Source organism: Kribbella koreensis, from assembly GCF_039525325.1.
Lineage (GTDB): Bacteria > Actinomycetota > Actinomycetes > Propionibacteriales > Kribbellaceae > Kribbella > Kribbella koreensis.
On the sequence record NZ_BAAAHK010000003.1, the window covers coordinates 627301 to 648864 of the forward strand.

Sequence of the window (21564 nt, forward strand, 5' to 3'; positions counted from 1 at the left end):
TCGAAGATGTACAGAGGCGGAGGTTCATCGTTAACCGGTTACTAGTTGGCCGATGGCGTGTTCTACGGCTGCTAGGGCCTTGTCGGCGCCTGCTGGGTCGGTGCCGCCGCCTTGGGCTACGTCGTCTTTGCCGCCGCCTCGGCCGCCCAGCTGCTCAGCGGCGATCCGGACCAGGTCTCCGGCCTTCAGGCGCCATTCGCGGGCTACGTCGTTCAACGCGATGACTACGCCGGGCTTGCCGTCGTTGACGCTCAGTACTGCGACGACCGCCGGCTTGTCGGCGGGCATCCGGCCTCGGACGTCGAGCGCCAGCTTGCGCAGGTCGCCGCCGTTGACGCCGTCAGGCGCACGGTGACCGACATACGCGACACCGAAGACGTCCTTGGGCGCCTTCGCCAGCTCGGCGCCGGCAGCGAGCACCTGGCCGGCGTGGATCTTCTCCAGCTCCTTCTCGGCGACCCGCAACCGCTCCGCCAGATCGGCCACCTTCGCGGGCAGCTCCTCCGGACGCGTCTTCAGGTTCTCCGACAGCAGCCGCACCAACGCCCGCTCGCGCCCCAGGTAATGCAGCGCGTCCATCCCGACGAACGCCTCGAGCCGCCGCACCCCGGCACCGACCGACGACTCACTCGTCAACGTCAGCGCACCGACCTGCGACGAGTGCTTCACATGCGTGCCACCGCAGAGCTCGCGCGACCAGGGCCCGCCGATCTCCACCACCCGCACGGAGTCGTCGTACGTCTCGCCGAACAGCGCGAGCGCACCCCACTCCCGAGCCTCCGGGAGCGTCATGTACTGCGCCGAGACCTGCAGGTCCTGCCGAACCGCAAGGTTCGCGACCTCTTCGATCTCACTGCGGGTCGCCTGATCCAGCGCCGACCCCCAAGCGAAGTCGAGCCGCAGATACCCAGGCTTGTTGTACGACCCGCTCTGCAACGCGGTCGGCCCCAGCACCTGACGCAACGCAGCGTGGACGACGTGCGTCCCCGAGTGCGCCTGGCAAGCCGAGATCCGCCACTCCTTGTCGACCTGAGCATGCACATCGAGCCCAGCCTGGACAGCACCCTCGACGACCTCGACGCGGTGCACGATCAGGCCCTTGACCGGCCGCTGGACGTCGAGCACCTTCAGCTTGAACCCGTCACCGACGATCAGGCCCTCGTCCGCGATCTGACCACCGGACTCCGCGTAGAACGGGGTCTTCTCCAGCACCACCTCGACGGTCTCACCCTGCTCGGCGGCACCGGCCACCGCGCCGTCCCGCAGCACGCCGCGGATCTGGGAGTCGGTCGCGAGCTCGTCGTACCCGGTGAACTCGGTGACGCCCTTCTCACGCAGCTCGCGGTACGCCGAAGTGTCCGCGTGGCCGGCCTTCTTGGCCCGCGCGTCCGCCTTGGCCCGCTCGCGCTGCTCCTTCATCAGCGACCGGAAGCCGTCGGTGTCCACCTGCAGACCCTGCTCGGCGGCCATCTCGACGGTCAGGTCGATCGGGAACCCGTACGTGTCGTGCAGCTGGAAGGCCTGGTTGCCGGCCAACTGCGCCTCACCGGAAGCCTTCACGTTCTTCACGGCCAGGTCGAAGATCGTCGTACCGGCGGTGAGAGTACGCCGGAACGCCTCCTCCTCCGCGTACGCGATCTGGCTGATCCGCGGGAAGTCCGCCTCCAGCTCCGGGTACGACTTCTTCATCTGCTCGAGGCTGGTCGGCAGCAGTTCCACCAGGCTCGGGTCCTCGTAGCCGAGCAGGCGCATCGACCGGATCGAGCGCCGCAGCAGGCGGCGCAGTACATAGCCGCCCTGCTCGTTGCCCGGGGTGACGCCGTCGCCGATCAGCATCAGCGCGCTGCGGACGTGGTCCGCGATCACCCGGAACCGGACGTCGTCGACGTGGTCCGCGCCGTACTTGCGGCCGCTCAGCTCCGACGCCTTCTCGATCACCGGGAAGATCTCGTCGATCTCGTACATGTTGTCGACGCCCTGCAGCAGGTACGCGACCCGCTCCAGGCCCAGGCCGGTGTCGATGTTCTTCTTCGGCAGCTCGCCGAGGATCGGGTAGCCCTCCTTGCCGCCACCCTCACCGCGGATGTTCTGCATGAAGACCAGGTTCCAGAACTCCAGGTAGCGGTCGCCCGCCTCCCAGTCCCGGTCGGCGCCGAACTCCGGGCCGCGGTCGATCAGGATCTCCGAGCACGGGCCGCACGGACCCGGGATGCCCATCGACCAGAAGTTGTCCTTCATCCCGAGCCGGACGATCCGGTCGTCGGGCAGCCCGGCGACCCGCTTCCAGATGTCGATCGCCTCGTCGTCCTCGTAGTACACCGAGGCGTAGAGGACAGACTCGTCGAAGCCGTAGCCACCCTCGCTCTGCGGCTTGGTGACCAGTTCCCAGGCGTACTGGACGGCCTGTTCCTTGAAGTAGTCGCCGAAGGAGAAGTTGCCGTTCATCTGGAAGAACGTGCCGTGCCGGGTGGTCTTGCCGACCTCCTCGATGTCGAGGGTCCGGACACACTTCTGCACGCTGGTGGCGCGCGGGTACGGCGGCGTCTGCTGACCGACGAAGTACGGCACGAACTGGGCCATGCCGGCCACGTTGAACAGCAGGTTCGGGTCCGGCGACGGCAGGGGCGCGCTGGGCACCACCGTGTGGCCGCGGTCCTCGAAGTAGCTCAGGAACCGCCGGCGAATCTCACTGGTTTCCATGGTGTTACCGGTAGTCCTCACGTTCGTTTGCCGCTGTGTCTATGCCGAGCGCGTCGCGCAGCTCGGTCTCCCGCTCGGCCATCCCGGCCCGTACCTCGTCGCCGAAGTGCCGGATCGCGCTGGCCATCTTCTCCGCCGACTGCTGCAGGCCCTCCGGCGCGAACTGCTGGGCCCGCTTCTTCAGCCGGGTCACCGCGTACACACCGACCAGGATGCCCACGATCAGCCACAGGATCCGCTTCATCGCACGTCACCCCGCTTCTTCGCCTTGCGCTCGGCCTTCATCTCGTCCTTCACCCGGCGGGACACGTCGCGGCGCTGGTTCTCGCCGAGCGCCTTGCGGACGCCGTAGGTGAAGGCGGCCGCCTTCACCAGCGGACCGCCGGCGGTCGCCGCGAACAAAGACGCGAGCGCGGCCGCGTTGGTTGTCACGGTGGTGGCGTTGTCGGTGATCGTGTCCACCTTGGCCAGCTGGGCGTTCGTGGTCGCGACCGTGTTGGTCACCTCGCCGAGCAACGGAACGCTGGAGTCCGAAACTCCCTTGACCATCACGCGGGTCTCTTCGAACACCTTGCCGAGCTTGAGGATCGGATAGGCCAGCAGGCCCACCAAGATGAGCAGTGCGCAGGCTGCTATCAGCCCCGCGACTTCACCGACGCTCATGGTTACGATCCGCCTTCCGTTCGTCTGCCCCGTCCCGAGACCCCGGGTACCTCAGGGACCTTATCGCGCGGATAGCACAGTCCCGGACACAGGGACACCCTCACTGCCGGGTCAGCAACACATCTGCAATCCGGCAGAAGTTCGCCGCGCGGACCCGTGACGCAGCGCCACGAATGCGCAATACTGGCCGAAGCTCCGGGGGGAGTGTTCAGGACGTGGGGGGAGACCACCTAATGGACGAGACAGCCATTGCTGTCCTTGGCGCGGGCCCGCATGGCCTCGCCGCAGCCGCACACCTTCGCCGGGCAGGTGAAGAAGTCCGCATCTTCGGCGACCCGATGTCGTTCTGGCGGACCATGCCGGCCGGGATGTGGCTCAGATCGAACTGGACCGCGACCTGTATCGCGGAGTACGACGGACCGCTCAATCTCGACTCCTATATCGCCGAGACCGGCGCCAAGGTGACCAAGCCGGTGCCGCTGGACGACTTCATCGCGTACGGCACCTGGGTGCAGTCGAAGGTGGCACCGGACGTCGACCGCCGGTGGGTCACGAAGGTCGCCAAGGACGGTGACGGATTCGTGCTCACGCTGGGTGACGAGTCCCAGCTGCGGGCCCGGCGGATGGTCGTCGCGGCCGGTATCGCCGACTTCGTGAATCGCCCCGGCGTGATGTCCGGACTGCCGCGCGAGCTCGCCTCGCACACGGCCGACCACGCCGACCTGTCGGTCTTCAAGAACCAGGAGGTCCTGGTCGTCGGCGGCGGGCAGAGCGCGCTCGAGTCGGCCGCGTTGATGAGCGAGTCCGGCGCCGACGTGGAGGTCGTCGCCCGGGCCGAGAAGATCAACTGGCTGCACGGCGGCAAGTACCACCGCATGCTCGGCCCGAAGCTGGTGCCGCTGGTCTACGCGCCGACCGACGTCGGCCCGATGGGTCTGTCCAAGATCGTCGCCAAGCCGGGCCTGTTCACCGCCCTGCCGCGCTCGATCCAGGACCCGCTGGCCTACCGGGCGATCCGGCCGGCCGGTGCTGCCTGGCTGATTCCCCGGCTGGCGGACGTACAGGTCGGCACCGGTATCCAGGTGACGAGCGCCAAGGCGGTCGGCGACCGGGTGCACGTCGAGCTGAGTGACGGCAGTGCCCGCGAGGTCGACCACCTGATGTTCGGTACCGGCTACAAGGTCGACATCACGCGGTACCCGTTCCTCGACCCGGCGCTGGCGCTGCAGGTCAAGACACTCGACGGCTACCCGCTGATGAAGCCGGGTATGGAGTCGTCCGTCCCAGGCCTGCACTTCCTCGGCGCACCGGGTGCCCGCAGCTTCGGCCCGCTGATGCGGTTCGTGGCCGGCGGCTGGTACGGCGCGGAGTCGCTCACCAGGCTGGTTCGCAACAGCCGGCGCAAGACCGCTACCAGCGGTGCCGGCCGACTGGAACCCACAGGCGACGGCGTATGAACAGACACCCGTTCCGCAAGAACGCTGCCGGACCGGGTTCTGGAGTAGGGGCGGTAGTCGTCGGAGGCGACTACCAGGGCCTCGGCATCGTGCGCAGCCTCGGCCGGTACGGCGTACCGGTGACTGTGCTCGACGACGAGCGGTCCATCTCGCGCGTGTCCCGGTACGTCACCGGGCACGAGCGCGTGCCCGAGCTCCGGGACGCCGGCGAGACGGTCCGGATCCTGATCGACGCCTGCAAGCGGCTCGGTCTGCACGGTGCCGTCCTCTACCCGACCAGGGAGGAGACGGTCGCGGCGATCGCGGCCAACCGGGAGGAGCTCAGCGAGTACTACAAGCTGCCGACTCCCGCCTGGCAGGCGGTGCAGCCGGCCTGGGACAAGAGAGAGACCTACCAGCGGGCGGAGCGGCTCGGGATCCCCATTCCCCGGTGCTGGTTCCCGGAGTCCTTCGCCGACCTGGACCAGATCGATCTCAGCTCGCCGGTGATCCTGAAGCCGGCGATCAAGGAGAACTTCTTCTACGAGACCCGCGCCAAGGCGTGGCGGGTCGACACCCGGGCCGAGCTCGAGGCGGTGTACCGCAAGGCGGTCGACATCGTCGGCGAGGCCGAGATCATCGTCCAGGAGCTGATCCCGGGCGGCGGTGACCGGCAGTTCGGCTACTGCGCCTTCTTCAAGGACGGCGAGGCGGTCGCGGAGATGACGGTACGCCGGCTGCGTCAGCACCCGTCCGACTTCGGCCGGGCGAGCACGTTCGTGGAGACGATCGACCTGCCGGAGCTGGCCAAGCACTCGCTGACCTTCCTGCGCGACATCCGGTACTACGGGCTGGTCGAGCTGGAGTACAAGCAGGACGAGCGCGACGGGCAGTACAAGCTGCTGGACGTCAACGCCCGCACGTGGGGCTACCACTCGCTGGGCTACACAGCAGGTGCCGACTTCCCCTATCTGGTCTACCGCGACCAGCTGGGGCTGCCGGTGACCGAGTGCCGTGCCCGTGCGGGTGTCAGGTGGCTACGGCTCGCCACTGACCTGCCCAACGCGGCACTTGACATCAAGGCCGGGAAGCTGAAGGTCTGGCCGTACCTGAAGACCTTCCGCGGCGTGCAGACGGAGGCAGTGTTCAGCCTGCGCGACCCACTGCCAGGCCTGTACGAAGTGGCGCTACTGCCGTACCTGTTCTTCAAGCGGGGGTTGTGATGTTCGAGTCGACGCATCCCTTTGCGTTCTTCGACTACTGGCGAGTCCCGTACGACCTGAGCGGTGACTCGCCAGAGACCCGGCTGGGCGTGGTCACCGCCGGTACGTCCGGCAAGCAGCTCACCTGGATCCGGGCCAACGGCGGTAAGTCCCGCAGCGACTACAAGGCCGGCCGCTACCAACTGGCCGGCTTCTCCGTCGTCTGCCACCTCTACACCGGTACTGCGCTGTCGCCGGTCGACGAGACCTGGCACAAGGTGGAGCCGATCCTCGACGGCCACGGCACCGAGGTAGCAGCCGTCTGGGAGGACCAGCAGGGCAACGTGTTCCTGCCACTCGACCCGGGCGAGTCGATGAGCTTCCTGTGGTCCGAGCGCTACAAGACGGTCGGCAGCGCCAACGTCAAACGCCTTGTGCGCAAGGGAATAGTGAAGGGCTACTACGTGGTCCGCCCGCTCCTCCCCCGGCCGCTCCAGCTCAAGATGCGCCGGACCCTGGCCAAGCGCCAGAATGCTCCGTCCTTCCCGTCCTGGCCGCTCGAGCCCAGCCTGCACTCGTTCTACGACTGGCTGTTCGACCTGACCACGCGGCTGGCCGGTACGCCGGTGCCGTGGATCGATCTGTGGCCGGACGGCCACTCCTGGGCGATGGTGCTCACGCACGACGTCGAGACGGGCTTCGGGCGCGACGAGATGGAGCTGTTGCGGGCGCCGGAGCGCGACCGTGGCTATGTCTCCTCCTGGAACTTCGTGGCCGAGCGGTACGAGGTGTCCGACGAGGTGGTGGCCAAGGTCAAGGCGGACGGCTGCGAGGTCGGCGTACACGGTCTGCGGCACGATGGCCGGGATGTGGCGTCCAAGCGCATGCTGGGGCAGCGGTTGCCGGCCATGCGCAAGCACGCGGACCACTGGGGTGCGGTTGGCTTCCGCTCCCCCGCGACCCAGCGGTCGTGGGAGCTGATGCCGACGATGGGCTTCGACTACGACTCGTCGTACACGGACTCGGATCCCTACGAGCCGCAGCCGGGCGGTTGCTGCACGTACCTGCCGTTCTTCAACGAGGGCCAGGTCGAGCTGCCGATCACGCTGCCGCAGGACCACACGCTGTTCGAGATCCTGCAGCACGACGACGGCGAGCTGTGGGTCGGCAAGGCCCGCGACATCCGGGAGCGACGCGGCATGGTGCTGGTGCTCGCGCACCCGGACTACGCCGAGGACCCGCGGCTGGCCAAGGGCTGGCAGCAGCTCCTGGACGAGTTCCAGAGCGATGAGACGGCATGGAAGGCACTACCGCGAGATGTGGCGTCCTGGTGGCGTGACCGCGCGTCCAGTGAGCTCCGCCAGAGCCCGGACGGGTGGACGTTGACAGGGCCTGCTGAGGGCCGTGCCAGGGTTCAGCACGCCCCGCTCGCAAACCAGGAGGCCTAGCAAGATGCCGAAGCCGTTGCACGTCGCAGTGATCGTCGAGAACGTCGCACTGGGCGTCGACACCCGGTTGCGCAAGCAGGTGGACAACCTGATCGAGGCCGGGGTCCAGCTGTCGGTCATCACCATGCGGGACGACGACAACGCCCGCTACCGCGACATACCGAACCTGACGATCTTCGAGTACCCGGCACCCAAGCAGCCATCCGGCCCGGTCGGGTATGTCGGCGAGTACCTGCAATCCTTCGCCTGGGCCAGCTGGTACCTGACCAAGCTCCGGTTGCGCGGGCGGATCGACGTACTGCAGATCTGCCAGCCGCCGGACATCTACTTCCCACTGGCCTGGGTACTGCGCTGGGCCGGCACCCGCATCCTGGTCGACCAGCGTGATCTGATGCCCGAGCTACTCGGCAGCCGGTACGACGAGCCGCCGAAGCTGATGCTCAAGGCCATGCACTGGCTGGAGCGCCGTACCCAGCGGGTCGCCCACCACAGCCTCACGGTGAACTCCTACCTGAAGAACCGCATGGTGGAAGCCGGCGCCAAGCCGGACGCGATCTCCCTTGTCTACAACGGCCCCGTGCTGGCCCGTACCTCGCTGGCCGTCCCCGAGCCGAGTCTGCACGGCGAGCACCGCCACCTGGTCGCCTGGGCCGGCAAGATGGGCCGCCAGGACCGGGTGGACCTGACGATCGACGTCGCCGAGCACGTGATCCGCGAGCTCGGCCGGGAGGACGTCGGCTTCGTCCTACTAGGCGACGGCGAGTGCGTCGAGGAGCTGCAGCAGTCGGTCAAGGACCGTGGGCTGGAGCGCTGGATCACCTTCCCTGGCTGGATTCCCGAGAAGGACCTGTTCAGCTACCTGGCCACCGCGGACCTCGGCATCGACTGCAGCCTGCAGGTGGAGGTGTCGCCGGTGAAGGTGATGGAGTACATGGCTCAGGGTCTGCCGGTGGTCTGCTTCGACCTGCAGGAGAGCAAGCTGCTCGCGGACGGCGCAGGCGTCTTCACTCCGGCCGGCGACATCCCGGCGCTCGCGGCGAAGGTGGTCGAGCTGCTGGACGACCCGACCACGCGCAAGCAGCTCGGCGACACCGGGCGGCAGCTGATCACGGAGAAGCTGTCCTGGGAGCGCCAGACGCCGATCTACCTGAAGGCGATCGGCTGGGAGCCGTCAGTTGTTGCTACCGCAGCGGCGGATCCAGGAGCAGACGCCTGACGGTGAGGCCCAGGTCCTGTTCAGCCAGGGCCTCTCCTCCATCGTCTTGAACACCAGTGCGGTGTAGTCGTCGGCAGGCTTGGTGTGCCAGGCACCTGCGAACCAGGCGCCGACACAGCCGTCCAGCCGCTTCGCCGGGTCGACCGGGTTGTCCTTGCCGGTCAGCCACCAGGCCCAGCCCTCGAGGCAGCCACGGATGTACGCGCCGTAGTAGTCGAGCGCGAAGGCCGTCGAGTCGCGGTTGAACGGGAAGGTCCCGTTCTGGTTGCCGGCCATCTGCCCCCAGGCCGGGTCCTGCCACGACATCACGCCGATGATCGAGAACGTCTTCGGGCACAGGTTCTGCCCGTAGTCACGCTGGTAGTCGTAGCCGGCGAGCTTGATCTCGTTGCAGTACTCGCCTGAGGCCGCTGTCGGCTTGGGGAACAGGTCACCACAGCCTCGCTTCTCGACGCAGGCACCAGAGGGGTACAGGTCCTTCTGGTACCAGGTCGACTCGGTCACGGCGACTGCGCGCACCAGGTTGTCGGCGAGCCCCCACTTGCAGGCGGCCCATTGGATGTTCTCGTCCGTAGTACCGGTGTGGTGTCCGGTCACCCGGGCCAGTCCGAGGCTGTCCCAGCGGGTGTCGTACGCCTCTGCGGGAGTAGCGCGCGGCCGGACGGCCAGTGAGGTGTGCACCTGCTCCACTGCCGGCATCGTCTGGTTGGGCTTGCTGTTGCCCGGGCGAGGCTCCCACTCCGACCGGTGCACGCGCTCGGCGCACTCGGCCTCGGTGGGCAGCTGGGCGAACGATCCTGCGGGCATGGTCTGCCAGTAGCCGTCAGCTGCCGGCGGATCGTCGCCCGGGCTGTGTAGCCCGGGTAGTGCGAGATACACGCCGGCCAGCGTCACCGCGGCGATGAGTCCCCGTACTACGCGCCGCTGTATTCGGCCCTCCAGACGCATCCGATCAGTGCCCGACATGTTCCGACTTGGCGACCGGTCCGTCGCCTACCGGGTGACCGTCACCCTGCACGCTCCCCTGGCCGCTGTGCCGCTCATGGGACGCCGGCACCGTCTTGCGCTGGAACCGCCGCGAGCGCGGGGTGTTCGTCACGCAGCCGATCAGGTTGCCGCCGACACCGGAGAGGGCGGAGACGGCCTCGGCGGCCACTGCGCGCGAGCCCCGCTGGCCGTCGACGACGAGCAGGGTGAAGTCGGTCCGGCCGGCCAGCACGGCCGACTCGGTCGCGCCGATCGCGGTCGGCGCGTCGACGATCACGAAGGAGTGCTTGGACAGGGCCTGCAGCAACAACTCGAGGTCCTCGACGTTGAACCACGCGCCGACCCGCGGTGTCCCACCAGGCAGCACCCGCAGGTTCACGAACTCGGTCGACTGCACGGACCGCTCGAGCTTGCCCGAATCAGCCAGTACGTCGGTCAGGCCGGGTGTCAGCGGGAGCCCGAAGAGCAGATGCAGATCCGGGTGCCGCAGGTCGCCGCCGATCAGCACGACCTCCTTGCCGGTGGCCGCCATCGCGATCGCCAGCTGCGCGGCCACGGTGGTCTTGCCGGCGCCCGGCGACGGGCTGGTGATCAGCAGCGAAGCGCCCTTGCCACGCGTCGTCAGCGTGGTCAGGTGAGCGGCCAGATAGCCGAAGACCTCGCGTTCCGGGGTCGACGGCCCGATCTGTGGCGCCAGTGGGAAGTGCTGCTTGACGACCGGGATCTGGGCGAGCACCTCCAGCCCGGTCTGCCGCGTGACGTCGGCAGCGCCCCGGAGCCGGCCACGGACGCGGTCCCAGACGAAGGCGAAGCCGATGCCGAGCATCAGGCCGAGCACCAGGCCCAGGCCGATGATCAGCGGCATGTTCGCCGCCTCCGGCTCGGTCGGCACGGTGGCCGGCGAGATGACCTCCGCGAGCTTCGCCGACCGGCCCTTGTTGCGGTAGTCGACGTAGGCGTCGGTGAAGGCGGCTGCGCCGGCCAGTGCCCGCGAGCGGATCTCCGACGAGTACTTGAACTGCAGTACCTGGGCGTCGACCGGCACGGAGACCGAGAGAGACTTGGTGGCCTCGGTGACGCCGATCCCCATCGCCTTGGCCGCCGCGGCCGAGACGAGGCCGGAGTTCGCGACCTCACGCTCGGTGCCCATGTCAGGCGCCACGGTGCCGCCACCACGGGCCGCATCCGGGTAGACGACCACCTGGGCGGCACCGACGTACATCTTCGGCCTGGACATCACCGTGGCGCCGGCTGCGGCGGTGGTGAGCAAAGTGATCAGGATGATCACCCACAGGTAGCTACGGACGATCCCGCGTGACTTCGCGGTGCGATGGGTCGATCGGCTCATCTGTCCACTCCCGTGAGTGTGTCTGCTGATCTCATCATCGCTCCCCGTTGCGGTTTTTCGACAGTATCTTCCACTTCTTGTGCCTCAGCTGTAGCCGAGGCAGCCTCCGGCGGATCTTTCCCGACCGCCGCCAGCGCCAGCAGGGCGAACAGCAGGTCGGCGGTCCCTCGGTAGGTCAGGTGCGGGTCGAAGTTCATCAAGACGATGATCACCACGACAGCGGTGAAGGCTCCTACCGCCGCCACCGCGCTCCAGTCCGTCAGGTCCCGGCAGCGGATCCACAGGTCCTTGATGGCGACCCGGCAGAACCACACGTAGGCCGCGAACAGGGGGATCCCGCCACCCCACAGCAACCAGGTGTAACCGCTCTCGATCCAGACGTAACCGGTGCCCTGGGTCAGCACCACGACCCGGGCCGACGGCCGGACGCCGAACAACACGTTCGAGCCGTGGAACAGGTCCGGCCAGAAGTAGGTCTGCAGGTTGTACCAGCGCACGATCCAGCTGTTCGGCAGGCCCTGCGCGGACTGGAACCCTTCCAGCCGGTGCGTCACCGCTGGCCAGGCCGCGATCACCGCGACCGACAGCCCGACCGGCGCGTACTTGAGCAGGTCGAGCCGGCGCAGCGCGAACGCGATGCAGATGACCGCGACCACCAGGCCGAGCACGCTGGAGAACTCACCGGCGGCGAAGGTGCCGATCACGAAGACCAGGCAGGCCATCACCAGCAGCGCGATATGACGCCGGCTCTTCCACAGCATCGCCACCGCGATCGCCAGGTTGAAGATCAGCACGTCGGCAGTTGCTGCCGGCAACGACAGCGTCGAGCTGCCACGCGGGATCTCCAGCTGCGCCTCGAACCCGAACGGCACCCAGTACGTCATCAGCAGCGCGCGGACCCCGAGCACGTCGAGGGTCTGCAGGATGGCCAGCCCGCCGAGGATCACGGCCGACGACACCGACGCCCAGAGGCAGAACCAGACCTGCCGCTGGGTGTGGACGGTCCCCCGGACGATCGCGTAGACGCCCAGGAACTTCCACAGCACCAGTGCGTAGGTGATGTCGTCGCCGGTGATCTCCTTGCCCTGCAGGAACATCCAGGCCAGCGGGGTGATCGACGTGGTGATGGCGATCGCGATCAGGGACGCCTCGATGCGGCCTACTCGCAGGCGCAACGGAGTACCGGGGCGGTACTGGACGAAGAACCTCAGGGTCAGCAGGCCGGCGAAGAACACGGCCAGCGCCTCGTTGGGGCGCAGTACCGGAACGATGCGGCCGCGGTCGATACCGGCGACCAGCGGAGTCATGAAGATGATCAGGTACGCCGCTACGGCGGGCTTGCGCCAGATGACGATGGACAGGCCGATCACCGCGGTCACCGCGAGTGCTGCCATCGCCGAGACGGCCACCAGAGCACCCAGCATCACGGGGAGGCAGACACCCGCCGCCACCAGGCCGACGAGGTCCAGGCGCAGCCGACGGGCCCGGTCAGTCGCCTGACCGGACCCCAACAGCACACTCGGAGCGGCTACCGTCATCCGGTCTCCACCACCGCTGTCTTGCCACGATTGCGGAGTCCTGAGGTCAGCCAGGCGAACTCCGGCGACCGCAACAGGAGCTGGATGAGGGCGTACACGATCACGCCGACCGCAGCTCCGGTGACCAGCGCGAGGGCCTGCCCGGGCCTGCCGGCGAGATGCGAGCTGATGAGCTGTGCGCTGAAGTACGCCGGAATGGCCATCACGATCGAGCCGAAGGTGATCCGGACCAGCGAGCTCCACAGCTCCCGCCGCTGCCAGCCCCTGCTCATCCGCAGGAACAGATGTGCACCGCCGATGACCGCTCCAATGGCGTACGCGCCGCCGATTGCCGGTACCAGCAGCCTGGCCGGAGCGAAGGCGGCCAAAGCGCACAGAGTGAGGCAGAAGACCGCCTGGACGCCCATCGAGACCAGTGGCGTCTTGGTGTCACCACGCGCGTAGGAAGCCTGTGTGGTCACGTAGAACGTGGTCTCCCCCACCAACCCGAGCGCCAGCGCAGCGAGCCCCAGGGCGATCATCCGCAGACCCTCCGGCGAGGCCATCTGGCCCGCCGCGATGGTGTGCGCGATCGGGTCGGCCAGTACTACGAAGCCGACCGCCGCAGGGATCGCCATGAACAAGGCCAGCCCCAAACCCTCGATGAACGTGCTGGTGAATTCACCTGTCGAGTCGCTCTGATGCAACCGCGACAACCTCGGCAGGAGCGCCAGGGCGACCGGGGTGGCAGCAAGCGCGATCGGCAGATAGTAGAAGTTCAATGCCATCTGTATTGCGACAGTACCGCCTGCGACCCGGTTCGAGACCAGTAGCAACGCCAGGAGCTGTACTGCGAGCAGCCCCGCCTGGCTGACCGAGCGCAACGCCTTGCGGATCGTCACGAGCACTTCCGGATCGCGCCAGCCGGCCCGTGGGCGCAGGAGCACCCCTGCCCGGCGCGCACCCCACCACTGGATCGCTGCATGGGCTGCGACGGCACCTGTCGAGCCGAGGCCGAGCAGGAGCACTTCACCGGTCGACTGAGCGCCCAACTCCTTACCGGTGCCATAGATCATGCCGACGAGGACCAGTACGAGGATGATGCCGATGTTCTCGACCAGTGGCGCTGCAGCGGCCAGGGCGAAGCGGCGGTGCGCGTACATGACCGCGGTGGCGGAGCCGACTACGGCGTACAGGAAGACCTGCGGGATGGTCAGCAGGATCAGGAGCCGGGTGACGCCGATCTGGCCGCTGTCTCGCGTCACCTCGCTGAGACCGACGCCGCCGAGTGAGGTGATGCGTAGGAGCTCAGGGAGCAGCAGTACGGCGATCGGAGCGAGCAGTCCCAGCAGGACCATGGCAATCCCGAGGAAGCCTCCGGCGACGCGTGCGCTGTCCTTGGGACGGTGGTTGTCGATGTGCTGGACCAGTGCCGGCACCAGGAGCGACACGAACAGTGAGCCGGCCAGGAAGCCGTAGTAGATGAGGTTCGGCAGCGAGTTGGTCAGCTGGTAGGTGTTGCCGAGGAACGTCGGGCCCAGAACGGCACCGATGACCACTACCCGGATGACACCGGTGCCACGGCTTAGCGCCGTCCAGGCACCGACAGTGACCGAGTCCCGCGCGGTACCGGACGCACTGGTCAGGTCCTCGCGCAGTTCGTCGCCGGAACCGGCCATCGGCTCCGGCGACGTGATCTGCTCGCTCTGATCGGCTGTTGTCAACGCGCTCCCCCGAGCAAGGCCGGAATGGTCTTGAAGATGATCTGCAGATCCAGCCGGACACTCCGGGTCGAGACGTACTCGAGGTCCCAGCGCAGGCCCTCATCCATCGTGAGCTGGTTGCGGCCGTTCACCTGCCACAGCCCGGTCAGCCCGGGCTTGACCTGGAACCGGTCGAACGCCCATTCCGGGAACAGCTCGGCCTCGAAGGGCAGCACCGGTCGCGGCCCGACCAGCGACATCTCGCCGCGCAGTACGTTGAGCAACTGCGGCAGCTCGTCGAGGCTGGTCTTGCGGAGGAACTTGCCCGGCTTGGTGATCCGCGGGTCCTGGTGCAGCTTGTACAGGCCGTCGACCTTCTCGACCTCACCCGCCGCCATCGCGCGGACATACTCCTGGTGGACCTTGGGATCCGCGTCGGTACGCATCGTCCGGAACTTGTACATCACGAACTCGCGCTGGTCCGCACCCAGCCGGACCTGACGGAACAGGCCCTTGCCCGGGCTGGTCAACCGGATCCACAGGTAGATACCGAGCAGGATCGGCGCAGCCAGCACCATCCCGGTGAGAGCAAGGATCAGGTCAAGCGACCTTTTCACCAGTCCCACCGGAATGATGCGGCTCACTCCGCGGACGGGAATAGGCCGGGTTACGGGGGTTGCCCGGCTACCGCGGAGGAGACTCATCCCGCTACCTCCATCGTGACACTGACGCCAAGCCCCGTCTTCTCCTCGGCCGGACTCGCGTCCGAACCGTTGGAGAACCGGAAGCGCGAGGCCGATCCGTCGTCCGGCCGGATCCGCGCGCTGATGTCCTCCAGCTCGCCGACCAGACCGCGGACGCGGGCCGGGTTCCCGAAAGCGACGGTTCCGGCGGGCAGGTCGCGGGTGACGACCGAGCCCGCTCCGACCAGGCAGTTCGCCCCGATCCGGACGAACGGCAGCACGGTGACGTTGACGCCGAGCTGGGCGCCGGCCCCGATCGACGGGCCGGACATCACCTCGGCCGACTCCGCGCTGCCCGGATACAGGTCGTTCGCGATCGTGACCCCCGGCGCGAGGAACGCGCCCGGCCCGATCTCGGTGTACTGCGCGACGTAGCAGTTCGTGTGGATCTTCACCCCGGCGCCGATCCGGCAGCCGTAGTCGATCACCGAGTTGCTCCAGACCGACACGTCGTCGGCGATCTCGCACTGTTCCCGGACCACCACGTGGTGACCGGTCTCGAACCGGTCGCCGATCCGCGATCCGGCGTACAGGATCGTGCCGCTGCGCAGTCTGGCGCCCTCGCCGATGGTCAGCTCGGCGCCGGCCACCCGCGCCGCCGGGTAGCCGATCTCGACTCCCGGATCGGCGTTGATCGGTGGGTGGCTGCTCATCGGTCCAGCTCCGCGAGTACTTCGTTCAGTCCCTCGGCGACCCGGCGCGCGTCGTCCTGGGACAGATGCGGGAACATCGGCAAGGACAGCTGGCGGGCGGCGGCCGCCTCGGCGACCGGCAGCGGCCCGTCGGCGTACTGCTCGTAGGGCCCCATCACGTGGCAGGGAACGGGATAGTGGATGCCGGTCCCGATCCCCCGCTCCTGCAGGAGTTCACGGACGCGGTCGCGCTGGTCGACCTGTACGACGGCCAGGTGGTGCACGCCCTCGCCGTCCTCGAGTTGCTCGACCAGCTTCGCCCGGGCCGGATCGATCAGCTCCCGGTACGTCGCCATCAGCGCGCGCCGCTGCTGGTTCCACCCGTCGAGGTGCCGCAGCTTCGCCGACAGCACCACGGCCTGTACGCCGTCCAGCCGGCTGTTCATCCCCAGCACGCCGTGCGAGTAGTGCCCGCCCTCGCTCTGCATCCGGCCGTGGTCACGGACGGACAGCATCAGCTGGGTCAGCCCGGCATCGGAGGTGACGACCGCGCCCGCGTCGCCGAAGGCGCCGAGGTTCTTGCCCGGGTAGAAGCTGAAGCAGCCGACCTTGCCGAACGAGCCGGCCTTGCGGCCGTTCCAGGTCGCGCCCTGGGCCTGCGCGGCATCCTCGATCAGTACGAGCCCGAGCTCGTCGCAGATCTGCGTGATCGCGGTCATGTCGGGCAGCTGCCCGTAGAGGTGGACCACCGCGACCGCCTTGGTGGCGGGTGTGACGGCGGCCTTGATCGTCTCGGGCGTGAGCAGCAGCGTGCCGTCGTCGACATCCGCGAACCGCGGCACCGCGCCGGCCAGGACGACCGCCTCGGCCGTTGCCACGAAGGTGTTCGCGGGCACGATGACCTCGTCGCCGGGACCGATGCCCAGGGCACGGATCGCCAGGTGCAGGGCATCGGTGCCGTTGGCGACACCGACCGCGAACTCGGTTCCGCAGTACTCGGCCCACTCCTTCTCGAAGGCCGCGACCGCCTTACCGCCGACGTACTGGCCGTTGCGCAGCAGCTCGTCCCAGCCCGCGCGAATCTCCTCCGCGACGTCGTTGGTCGCGCCGGAGATGTCCAGGAAGGGCACAGGTTCGGAAGACCGCACCGGCGTCGGCCGGCCGGTCGGGGTACCGGTGCTCACCGCAGGTCACCGACCGGGGCCGAACCGTTCTGGTGCAGAACGCCGTTCTGGTGGATGACTCCGTTCGCCTTGTCCAGCACGACCTTGGCCGGCCCGTTTCCGGCGAGCTCCTCGATCAGCACCTCGCGGCCCTGGGTCGCCGACAGCTGAGCAGCCTCCAGCACCTCGACCACGGCCAGGCCGTTGGCGCCGCTGGTCAGCGGGGTCAGCCCGGTCAGGATGCAGTCGACGAAGTGCTCGTCCTCGACCATCAGCGGCTCGTTCATCACCAGGTGCGGAGACACCACGTCGCCGTACCGGTAGGACATCGGCGGCTGGGTCAGGTCGTCCCCGAGCTGCGGTCCCTGCGAGACGCCCTTGTCGTGGACCTTGATCCGCTCCTCCGACGCGAGGTCGTTGAAGATGACCATCTTCTGGCTGCCGACCATGGTGACCCGGCGGACCTTGCACGGGTCCAGCCAACTGACGTGCACGTTGGCCGTCACGTCCGGGTTCTTGTAGTGCAGCCGCAGGTAGCCGACGTCCTCGAGCTTGGCGTTCGCGTGGTGCGACGACCAGCACTGGACGCTGACCGGAGTCGCGCCGAGCACGTAGTTGAGGATCGACACGTCGTGCGGCGCCAGGTCGAACAGCACGTTGCAGTCGTGCTGGTAGAGACCGAGGTTCAGCCGCGCGGTGTCCAGGTAGTACAGATCGCCGAGCTCCTTCTTCTGCACCATCTCGCGCAGCTGCCAGACCGCGGAGTGGTACTCGAAGGTGTGGCCGACCATCAGCACCACGCCTGCTGTCTCGGCGGCCGCGATCATCTCGCGTGCGTCGGCGGCGGTGGTCGCCAGCGGCTTCTCCACCATCACGTGCACGCCGGCCGCGATCACCTTCAGCGCCAGCGGTTTGTGCGTGCTCGGCGGCGTGGCGATGATCACGGCATCCAGGTGCGGGATCGCCTCGTCCAGATCCTTGTACGCCTCGAGCGCCGGGTAGTTGCGGGACAACTGGAGCGCGCGATCCGGGTTCGGGTCGATCACCGCGATGGTGCCGACCGACTCGAGCGAGTGCAGCACCCTGATGTGCTTGGAGCCCCAGTAACCACAGCCGACCACGCCTACGCGCAGGCCAGTAACGTTCGTCATTGCCATTGCCGGAAAACCCCCATAGTGAGACCACCCCTGACCCTGCAACCAGCGGTGCCTCTCAGCCCCCGCTGACCCCCTGACCGACCCCCCGGCCAGCAAATGTCGATTGAACCGACAACGAAACAATAGGCCGACTTTCAGACCACGTACAGGCCTTCATCGGCTCGCGTGTCGCGAACTCGTTGGGTAATCGAACGACTCCAGAGAATCACAGTCCAACGGGCAGCCGCAAGGGCTGGAAGGCTCGACTTCTGGGCAGTTTCTCACTGTTCACCGGGACTTCGGCCGGAACTCCTTTACCTGCCAGGGGTCGCGAACGGAGCCACCCTGAAGGGATCCGGGCCGGCCTCGACGGCGAAATATTCGACACCGAAGCGTCTCGTTGCCGATCGGGCCTGGGCAATTGTTACGGGCCCGGTAATTCTCTTGGTTTATCCTCCGGAAATACCGGAGTTATTCACAATGAAATCAGCGGATCACTCAGCGCTTCCGGAGGATCTCCCGGATCTTCGTCAGCGCCTCGGCGTAGGCCGCTTCGCCGCCGCGCCGGGTGGGCTGGTAGTAGTCCACCTTGTCGACGACGTCCGGCGCGTACTGCTGGCCGACCACGCCACGCGGATCGTTGTGGGAGTACTGGTACGACGAGCCGTGGCCGATCTTCTTGGCGCCGGCGTAGTGCGCGTCGCGCAGATGCGGCGGCACCGGGCCGACCTTGCCCGCTTTGACGTCGGCGATCGCGGCATCGATGGCCAGGATGACCGCATTGGATTTCGGCGCGAGCGCGAGGGCGACGACGGCCTGGGCCAGATTGATCCTTGCCTCCGGCATCCCGATCAGCTGCACCGCTTCGGCGGCCGCGACGGCGACGCCGAGCGCGGTCGGGTCGCCCATCCCGATGTCCTCGCTGGCCGAGATCACCAGCCTCCGGGCGATGAACCTGGGGTCCTCGCCGGCCTCGATCATCCGCGCCAGGTAGTGCATCGCGGCGTCGACGTCGGAGCCGCGGATCGACTTGATCAGCGCGGACGCGACGTCGTAGTGCTGGTCGCCGGCCCGGTCGTACCGGACGGCGGCCCGGTCGACCGCGGTCTCCAGCGTCAACAGGTCGATGAGCACCGCGCCCTCGCCCGGTTCGTTGCCTTCGGCAGCTCTTGCCTTGGCGCCGCCAGCCGCTGCCTCCAGGTACGTGAGCGCGCGGCGTGCATCGCCACCGGCCATCCGGAGCAGGTGATCCAAGGCATCGTCGGCCAGCTCGAACTCACCGTTCAGCCCGCGCTCGTCGACGAGGGCGCGCTGGAGCAGTACCGCGATGTCTTCGTCGGTCAGCGACTCGAGAGTCAGCAGCAGCGAGCGGGACAGCAACGGCGAGATGACCGAGAAGAACGGGTTCTCGGTGGTCGCCGCGACCAGCGTCACCCAGCGGTTCTCCACGCCCGGGAGCAGCGCGTCCTGCTGGGCCTTCGTGAAGCGGTGGACCTCGTCGATGAACAGCACGGTCTCGACGGTGTCGGCCCGGGTCAGGTCGCGCCGGGCGGCGTCGATCACCTGGCGGACCTCCTTCACCCCCGCGGTGACCGCCGACAGCTCGACGAACTTCCGGTTGGTGGCGTGCGACACCACCGCCGCGATGGTGGTCTTCCCGGTCCCGGGCGGCCCCCACAACAGCAACGACATCGGCTGGTCCCCCTCGACCAGCCGCCGCAACGGCGACCCCGGACTCAGCAGATGCTGCTGGCCGACCAGCTCGTCCAGACCGCGCGGCCGCATCCGGACCGCCAACGGCGCCGAGGTGTGATCGGCGTCGGCCAGACTCCCACCCCCACGACTGGAAGCAGGCACGCCTGGCAACTCGAACAACCCATCACTCACCCCCCGACCCTAACCGCCGCCACCGACAGTCCACGAAACCACCGCGACCACAAGGCGAAGGGCCAGCCCTCCGGTACCGGCGAGCCCGCTGGCGGACTGGCTCCACGGCCCGGACCTGACCCTTGCACCTCTCGGGCAGCGCTGCTCAGATTCTCTTCCGGTACCGGCATCGCCGGCGGATCCGGCGTGGCCTCGGGCTGCAGCTGATCAAGCGATCGAGTAACTCCTCGTCCCCGTGCTCGGTCGCCATCGGCACCGGTACGGTGACGATCGCCCACAACGCACGCAGCCGGCGCGCGAGCTCCAGCTCCGCGGAATCAGCCCCCACCCGCCGTGCCATTTCGTCTTCTCCCATGAGTCCCCAGTTCTCCCCTGCCCGGTGTATCGCTGAAGAGGACGACAACGTTTCACGACCGCCCGGCTTCGAACGGATAACGGCTCACCGCTACCGCCAGCCGACGCCCCCCGACCCTGGGTAACTTGGCCGGCATGGCCCGCCCCCATGAACCCAGCACGACTGATCCTGCCGACCGGCCGGCGACCTATCGCGACGTCTTCGCGGTAGCGGAGTTCCGCTGGTTGTGGGGAGCGCTGCTGGGCTCGGTGATCGGGGATCAGCTGGCCCGGGTCGCGCTCGCGGTCCTGGTGTTCGACCGGACCGGATCGGCCGGTCTGTCCGCGCTGACCTATGCGCTCACTCTGCTGCCCGACATCGCCGGAGGCCCGCTCTTGTCGGGGCTCGCCGACCGGTACCCCCGGCGTACCGTGATGGTCGGCTGCGACGTCGCCAGGGCCGGCCTGGTCGGGCTGATGGCGATTCCCGGCACCCCGCTGCTGATCCTCTGCGTACTGCTGGTCGCCGTACAGTTGCTCGCGGCACCTTTCCAGTCGGCCCGGATCGCCTCGATGGCCACCATCATGACCGGCGACCGGTACCCGGCCGCGATGGGCGTCTCGGCGATCACCCTGCAACTCGCCCAGCTCGCCGGGTTCGTCGCCGGTGGCACGATCGTCGCCGGGCTCGGCGCGAGCAAGGCCTTGATCATCAACGCGATCTCCTTCGCCGTCTCCGCGGTGGTGCTGCGATTCGGCATCAAGGAGCGACCGGCCGCGGCCGGCACGGAGCCGACCGCCAAGCCGAGCTGGTGGGGCTCGCTGTCCGCGGGAGCCCGGCTCGTCTGGCAGAACCGGAGGCTGCGGTACCTGACCGCGCTGATCTGCCTGCCCGGCTTCTACATCTCGGTCGAGGGCCTGGCGACCCCGTACGCCGCGACGCTCGGCGGCGGCGCGGTCGCCGTCGGCGTGCTCTTCGCGGCCAACCCGGCAGGCAACGTCATCGGCGTCCTCTTCCTCAGTCGGCTGACCCCATCGCGGCGACACGCCTTGATGGGGCCGCTGGCAGTGGGCGCCTCGGCCCCGCTGATCGGTTGCGTCTTCTCACCCGGGCTCTGGGCGACCGTGGCCTTGTGGATGCTGTCCGGGGTTTGCTCGTCCTACCTGATCACTGCCCAGACGACGTTCGTCAAGGACGTTCCTGATGCGCAGCGCGGTCAGGTGATCGGCCTGGCCCGCACTGCGCTCACGGTTTCTCAGGGAGTGGGGATTCTGGCCGCGGGCGTTGCCGCCGACAGCGTCCGCCCGGCCTTGGTGGTAGCTGCCGCTGGGGTCCTCGGCGTCATCTTCGCGTCTGGCTTCGCCGGTGGCTACCGGCGCGCCGATCAGCGTGGATGATCCGGTCTCCGACCGCAACGGCTCGTCCGGGGTTCACGGCCATTCGACTACG

Annotated in this window: 18 protein-coding genes; 5 read left to right on the forward strand and 13 right to left on the reverse strand. The window is 68.0% G+C overall.

Annotated features, from left to right (window positions below; translation table 11 throughout):
• Positions 1-30: 30 nt before the first annotated feature.
• The 3 genes from alaS to ABD116_RS06650 are packed head-to-tail and all read right to left on the reverse strand — an operon-like array spanning position 31 to position 3363.
• Entirely contained in the window at positions 31-2700 is a 2670-nt protein-coding gene (gene alaS / locus ABD116_RS06640; protein ID WP_343965929.1) for an alanine--tRNA ligase, read from the reverse strand.
• A gap of 4 nt (positions 2701-2704) precedes the next feature.
• A complete protein-coding gene (locus ABD116_RS06645) occupies positions 2705-2944 on the reverse strand; it encodes a DUF6167 family protein (RefSeq protein ID WP_343965931.1) in 240 nt (79 codons plus the stop codon).
• Positions 2941-3363: a DUF948 domain-containing protein gene (locus ABD116_RS06650; RefSeq protein WP_328325242.1), complete on the reverse strand. Its 423-nt coding sequence runs from the start codon at positions 3361-3363 to the stop codon at positions 2941-2943. The genes ABD116_RS06645 and ABD116_RS06650 overlap by 4 nt, the downstream gene beginning before the upstream one ends.
• 233 nt (positions 3364-3596) lie before the next feature.
• On the opposite strand from ABD116_RS06650, the gene ABD116_RS06655 reads away from it, so the two are divergent.
• The 4 genes from ABD116_RS06655 to ABD116_RS06670 are packed head-to-tail and all read left to right on the forward strand — an operon-like array spanning position 3597 to position 8665.
• The gene (locus tag ABD116_RS06655) at positions 3597-4820 is read left to right on the forward strand and encodes an FAD-dependent oxidoreductase (RefSeq protein ID WP_343965935.1); all 1224 of its coding nucleotides are present in this window, start codon (positions 3597-3599) and stop codon (positions 4818-4820) included.
• Positions 4817-6022: a carboxylate--amine ligase gene (locus ABD116_RS06660; RefSeq protein WP_343965937.1), complete on the forward strand. Its 1206-nt coding sequence runs from the start codon at positions 4817-4819 to the stop codon at positions 6020-6022. The genes ABD116_RS06655 and ABD116_RS06660 overlap by 4 nt, the downstream gene beginning before the upstream one ends.
• Complete coding sequence (locus ABD116_RS06665; RefSeq protein ID WP_343965939.1) at positions 6022-7449, forward strand: polysaccharide deacetylase family protein; 1428 nt, start codon at positions 6022-6024, stop codon at positions 7447-7449. The genes ABD116_RS06660 and ABD116_RS06665 overlap by 1 nt, the downstream gene beginning before the upstream one ends.
• Before the next feature lie 4 nt (positions 7450-7453).
• On the forward strand, positions 7454-8665 hold the full coding sequence (locus ABD116_RS06670; RefSeq protein WP_343965941.1) for a glycosyltransferase family 4 protein: 1212 nt from the start codon (positions 7454-7456) through the stop codon (positions 8663-8665).
• Here the strand turns inward: ABD116_RS06670 and ABD116_RS06675 are convergent.
• The 10 genes from ABD116_RS06675 to ABD116_RS06720 all read right to left on the reverse strand — a co-directional run bounded on the left by ABD116_RS06675 (position 8621) and on the right by ABD116_RS06720 (position 20121).
• Positions 8621-9631, reverse strand: a complete 1011-nt coding sequence (locus tag ABD116_RS06675; protein WP_343965943.1) for a hypothetical protein — start codon at positions 9629-9631, stop codon at positions 8621-8623. The two genes, ABD116_RS06670 and ABD116_RS06675, sit on opposite strands and share 45 nt — an antisense overlap.
• A complete protein-coding gene (locus ABD116_RS06680) occupies positions 9618-11000 on the reverse strand; it encodes a tyrosine-protein kinase domain-containing protein (protein WP_343965945.1) in 1383 nt (460 codons plus the stop codon). The genes ABD116_RS06675 and ABD116_RS06680 overlap by 14 nt, the downstream gene beginning before the upstream one ends.
• On the reverse strand, positions 10997-12538 hold the full coding sequence (locus ABD116_RS06685) for a hypothetical protein (RefSeq protein WP_343965948.1): 1542 nt from the start codon (positions 12536-12538) through the stop codon (positions 10997-10999). The genes ABD116_RS06680 and ABD116_RS06685 overlap by 4 nt, the downstream gene beginning before the upstream one ends.
• Entirely contained in the window at positions 12535-14241 is a 1707-nt protein-coding gene (murJ, locus tag ABD116_RS06690) for a murein biosynthesis integral membrane protein MurJ (protein ID WP_343965950.1), read from the reverse strand. The genes ABD116_RS06685 and murJ overlap by 4 nt, the downstream gene beginning before the upstream one ends.
• On the reverse strand, positions 14238-14837 hold the full coding sequence (locus tag ABD116_RS06695; protein WP_343965952.1) for a sugar transferase: 600 nt from the start codon (positions 14835-14837) through the stop codon (positions 14238-14240). The genes murJ and ABD116_RS06695 overlap by 4 nt, the downstream gene beginning before the upstream one ends.
• Before the next feature lie 83 nt (positions 14838-14920).
• Positions 14921-15616, reverse strand: coding sequence for an acyltransferase (locus ABD116_RS06700; protein WP_343965954.1), 696 nt, complete (start codon positions 15614-15616; stop codon positions 14921-14923).
• Positions 15613-16779, reverse strand: coding sequence for a DegT/DnrJ/EryC1/StrS family aminotransferase (locus tag ABD116_RS06705; RefSeq protein WP_343965956.1), 1167 nt, complete (start codon positions 16777-16779; stop codon positions 15613-15615). Before ABD116_RS06705 ends, ABD116_RS06700 begins: the two co-directional genes overlap by 4 nt.
• Positions 16776-17909, reverse strand: a complete 1134-nt coding sequence (locus tag ABD116_RS06710) for a Gfo/Idh/MocA family protein (protein ID WP_343965958.1) — start codon at positions 17907-17909, stop codon at positions 16776-16778. Before ABD116_RS06710 ends, ABD116_RS06705 begins: the two co-directional genes overlap by 4 nt.
• Positions 17910-18392: 483 nt before the next feature.
• A complete protein-coding gene (locus ABD116_RS06715; RefSeq protein WP_343965961.1) occupies positions 18393-19781 on the reverse strand; it encodes a replication-associated recombination protein A in 1389 nt (462 codons plus the stop codon).
• Positions 19782-19926: 145 nt separating this feature from the next.
• The gene (locus ABD116_RS06720) at positions 19927-20121 is read right to left on the reverse strand and encodes a hypothetical protein (protein ID WP_343965964.1); all 195 of its coding nucleotides are present in this window, start codon (positions 20119-20121) and stop codon (positions 19927-19929) included.
• A gap of 149 nt (positions 20122-20270) precedes the next feature.
• Here ABD116_RS06720 and ABD116_RS06725 point away from each other — a divergent pair, with 149 nt between their 5' ends.
• Positions 20271-21512: an MFS transporter gene (locus tag ABD116_RS06725; protein WP_343965966.1), complete on the forward strand. Its 1242-nt coding sequence runs from the start codon at positions 20271-20273 to the stop codon at positions 21510-21512.
• The last annotated feature ends 52 nt before the right edge of the window (positions 21513-21564 follow it).

Excerpts from the sequence above, each read along its gene's own strand:
- ABD116_RS06660 (WP_343965937.1), top strand. The coding sequence starts at position 4,817 with ATGAACAGACACCCGTTCCGCAAGAACGCTGCCGGACCGGGTTCTGGA.
- ABD116_RS06685 (WP_343965948.1), bottom strand. The coding sequence starts at position 12,538 with ATGACGGTAGCCGCTCCGAGTGTGCTGTTGGGGTCCGGTCAGGCGACT.
- ABD116_RS06720 (WP_343965964.1), bottom strand. The coding sequence starts at position 20,121 with ATGGCACGGCGGGTGGGGGCTGATTCCGCGGAGCTGGAGCTCGCGCGC.
- ABD116_RS06700 (WP_343965954.1), bottom strand. The coding sequence starts at position 15,616 with ATGAGCAGCCACCCACCGATCAACGCCGATCCGGGAGTCGAGATCGGC.
- ABD116_RS06665 (WP_343965939.1), top strand. The coding sequence starts at position 6,022 with ATGTTCGAGTCGACGCATCCCTTTGCGTTCTTCGACTACTGGCGAGTC.
- alaS (WP_343965929.1), bottom strand. The coding sequence starts at position 2,700 with ATGGAAACCAGTGAGATTCGCCGGCGGTTCCTGAGCTACTTCGAGGAC.
- ABD116_RS06670 (WP_343965941.1), top strand. The coding sequence starts at position 7,454 with ATGCCGAAGCCGTTGCACGTCGCAGTGATCGTCGAGAACGTCGCACTG.
- ABD116_RS06655 (WP_343965935.1), top strand. The coding sequence starts at position 3,597 with ATGGACGAGACAGCCATTGCTGTCCTTGGCGCGGGCCCGCATGGCCTC.
- ABD116_RS06650 (WP_328325242.1), bottom strand. The coding sequence starts at position 3,363 with ATGAGCGTCGGTGAAGTCGCGGGGCTGATAGCAGCCTGCGCACTGCTC.
- ABD116_RS06645 (WP_343965931.1), bottom strand. The coding sequence starts at position 2,944 with ATGAAGCGGATCCTGTGGCTGATCGTGGGCATCCTGGTCGGTGTGTAC.
- ABD116_RS06725 (WP_343965966.1), top strand. The coding sequence starts at position 20,271 with ATGGCCCGCCCCCATGAACCCAGCACGACTGATCCTGCCGACCGGCCG.
- ABD116_RS06710 (WP_343965958.1), bottom strand. The coding sequence starts at position 17,909 with ATGACGAACGTTACTGGCCTGCGCGTAGGCGTGGTCGGCTGTGGTTAC.
- ABD116_RS06675 (WP_343965943.1), bottom strand. The coding sequence starts at position 9,631 with ATGTCGGGCACTGATCGGATGCGTCTGGAGGGCCGAATACAGCGGCGC.
- ABD116_RS06680 (WP_343965945.1), bottom strand. The coding sequence starts at position 11,000 with ATGAGCCGATCGACCCATCGCACCGCGAAGTCACGCGGGATCGTCCGT.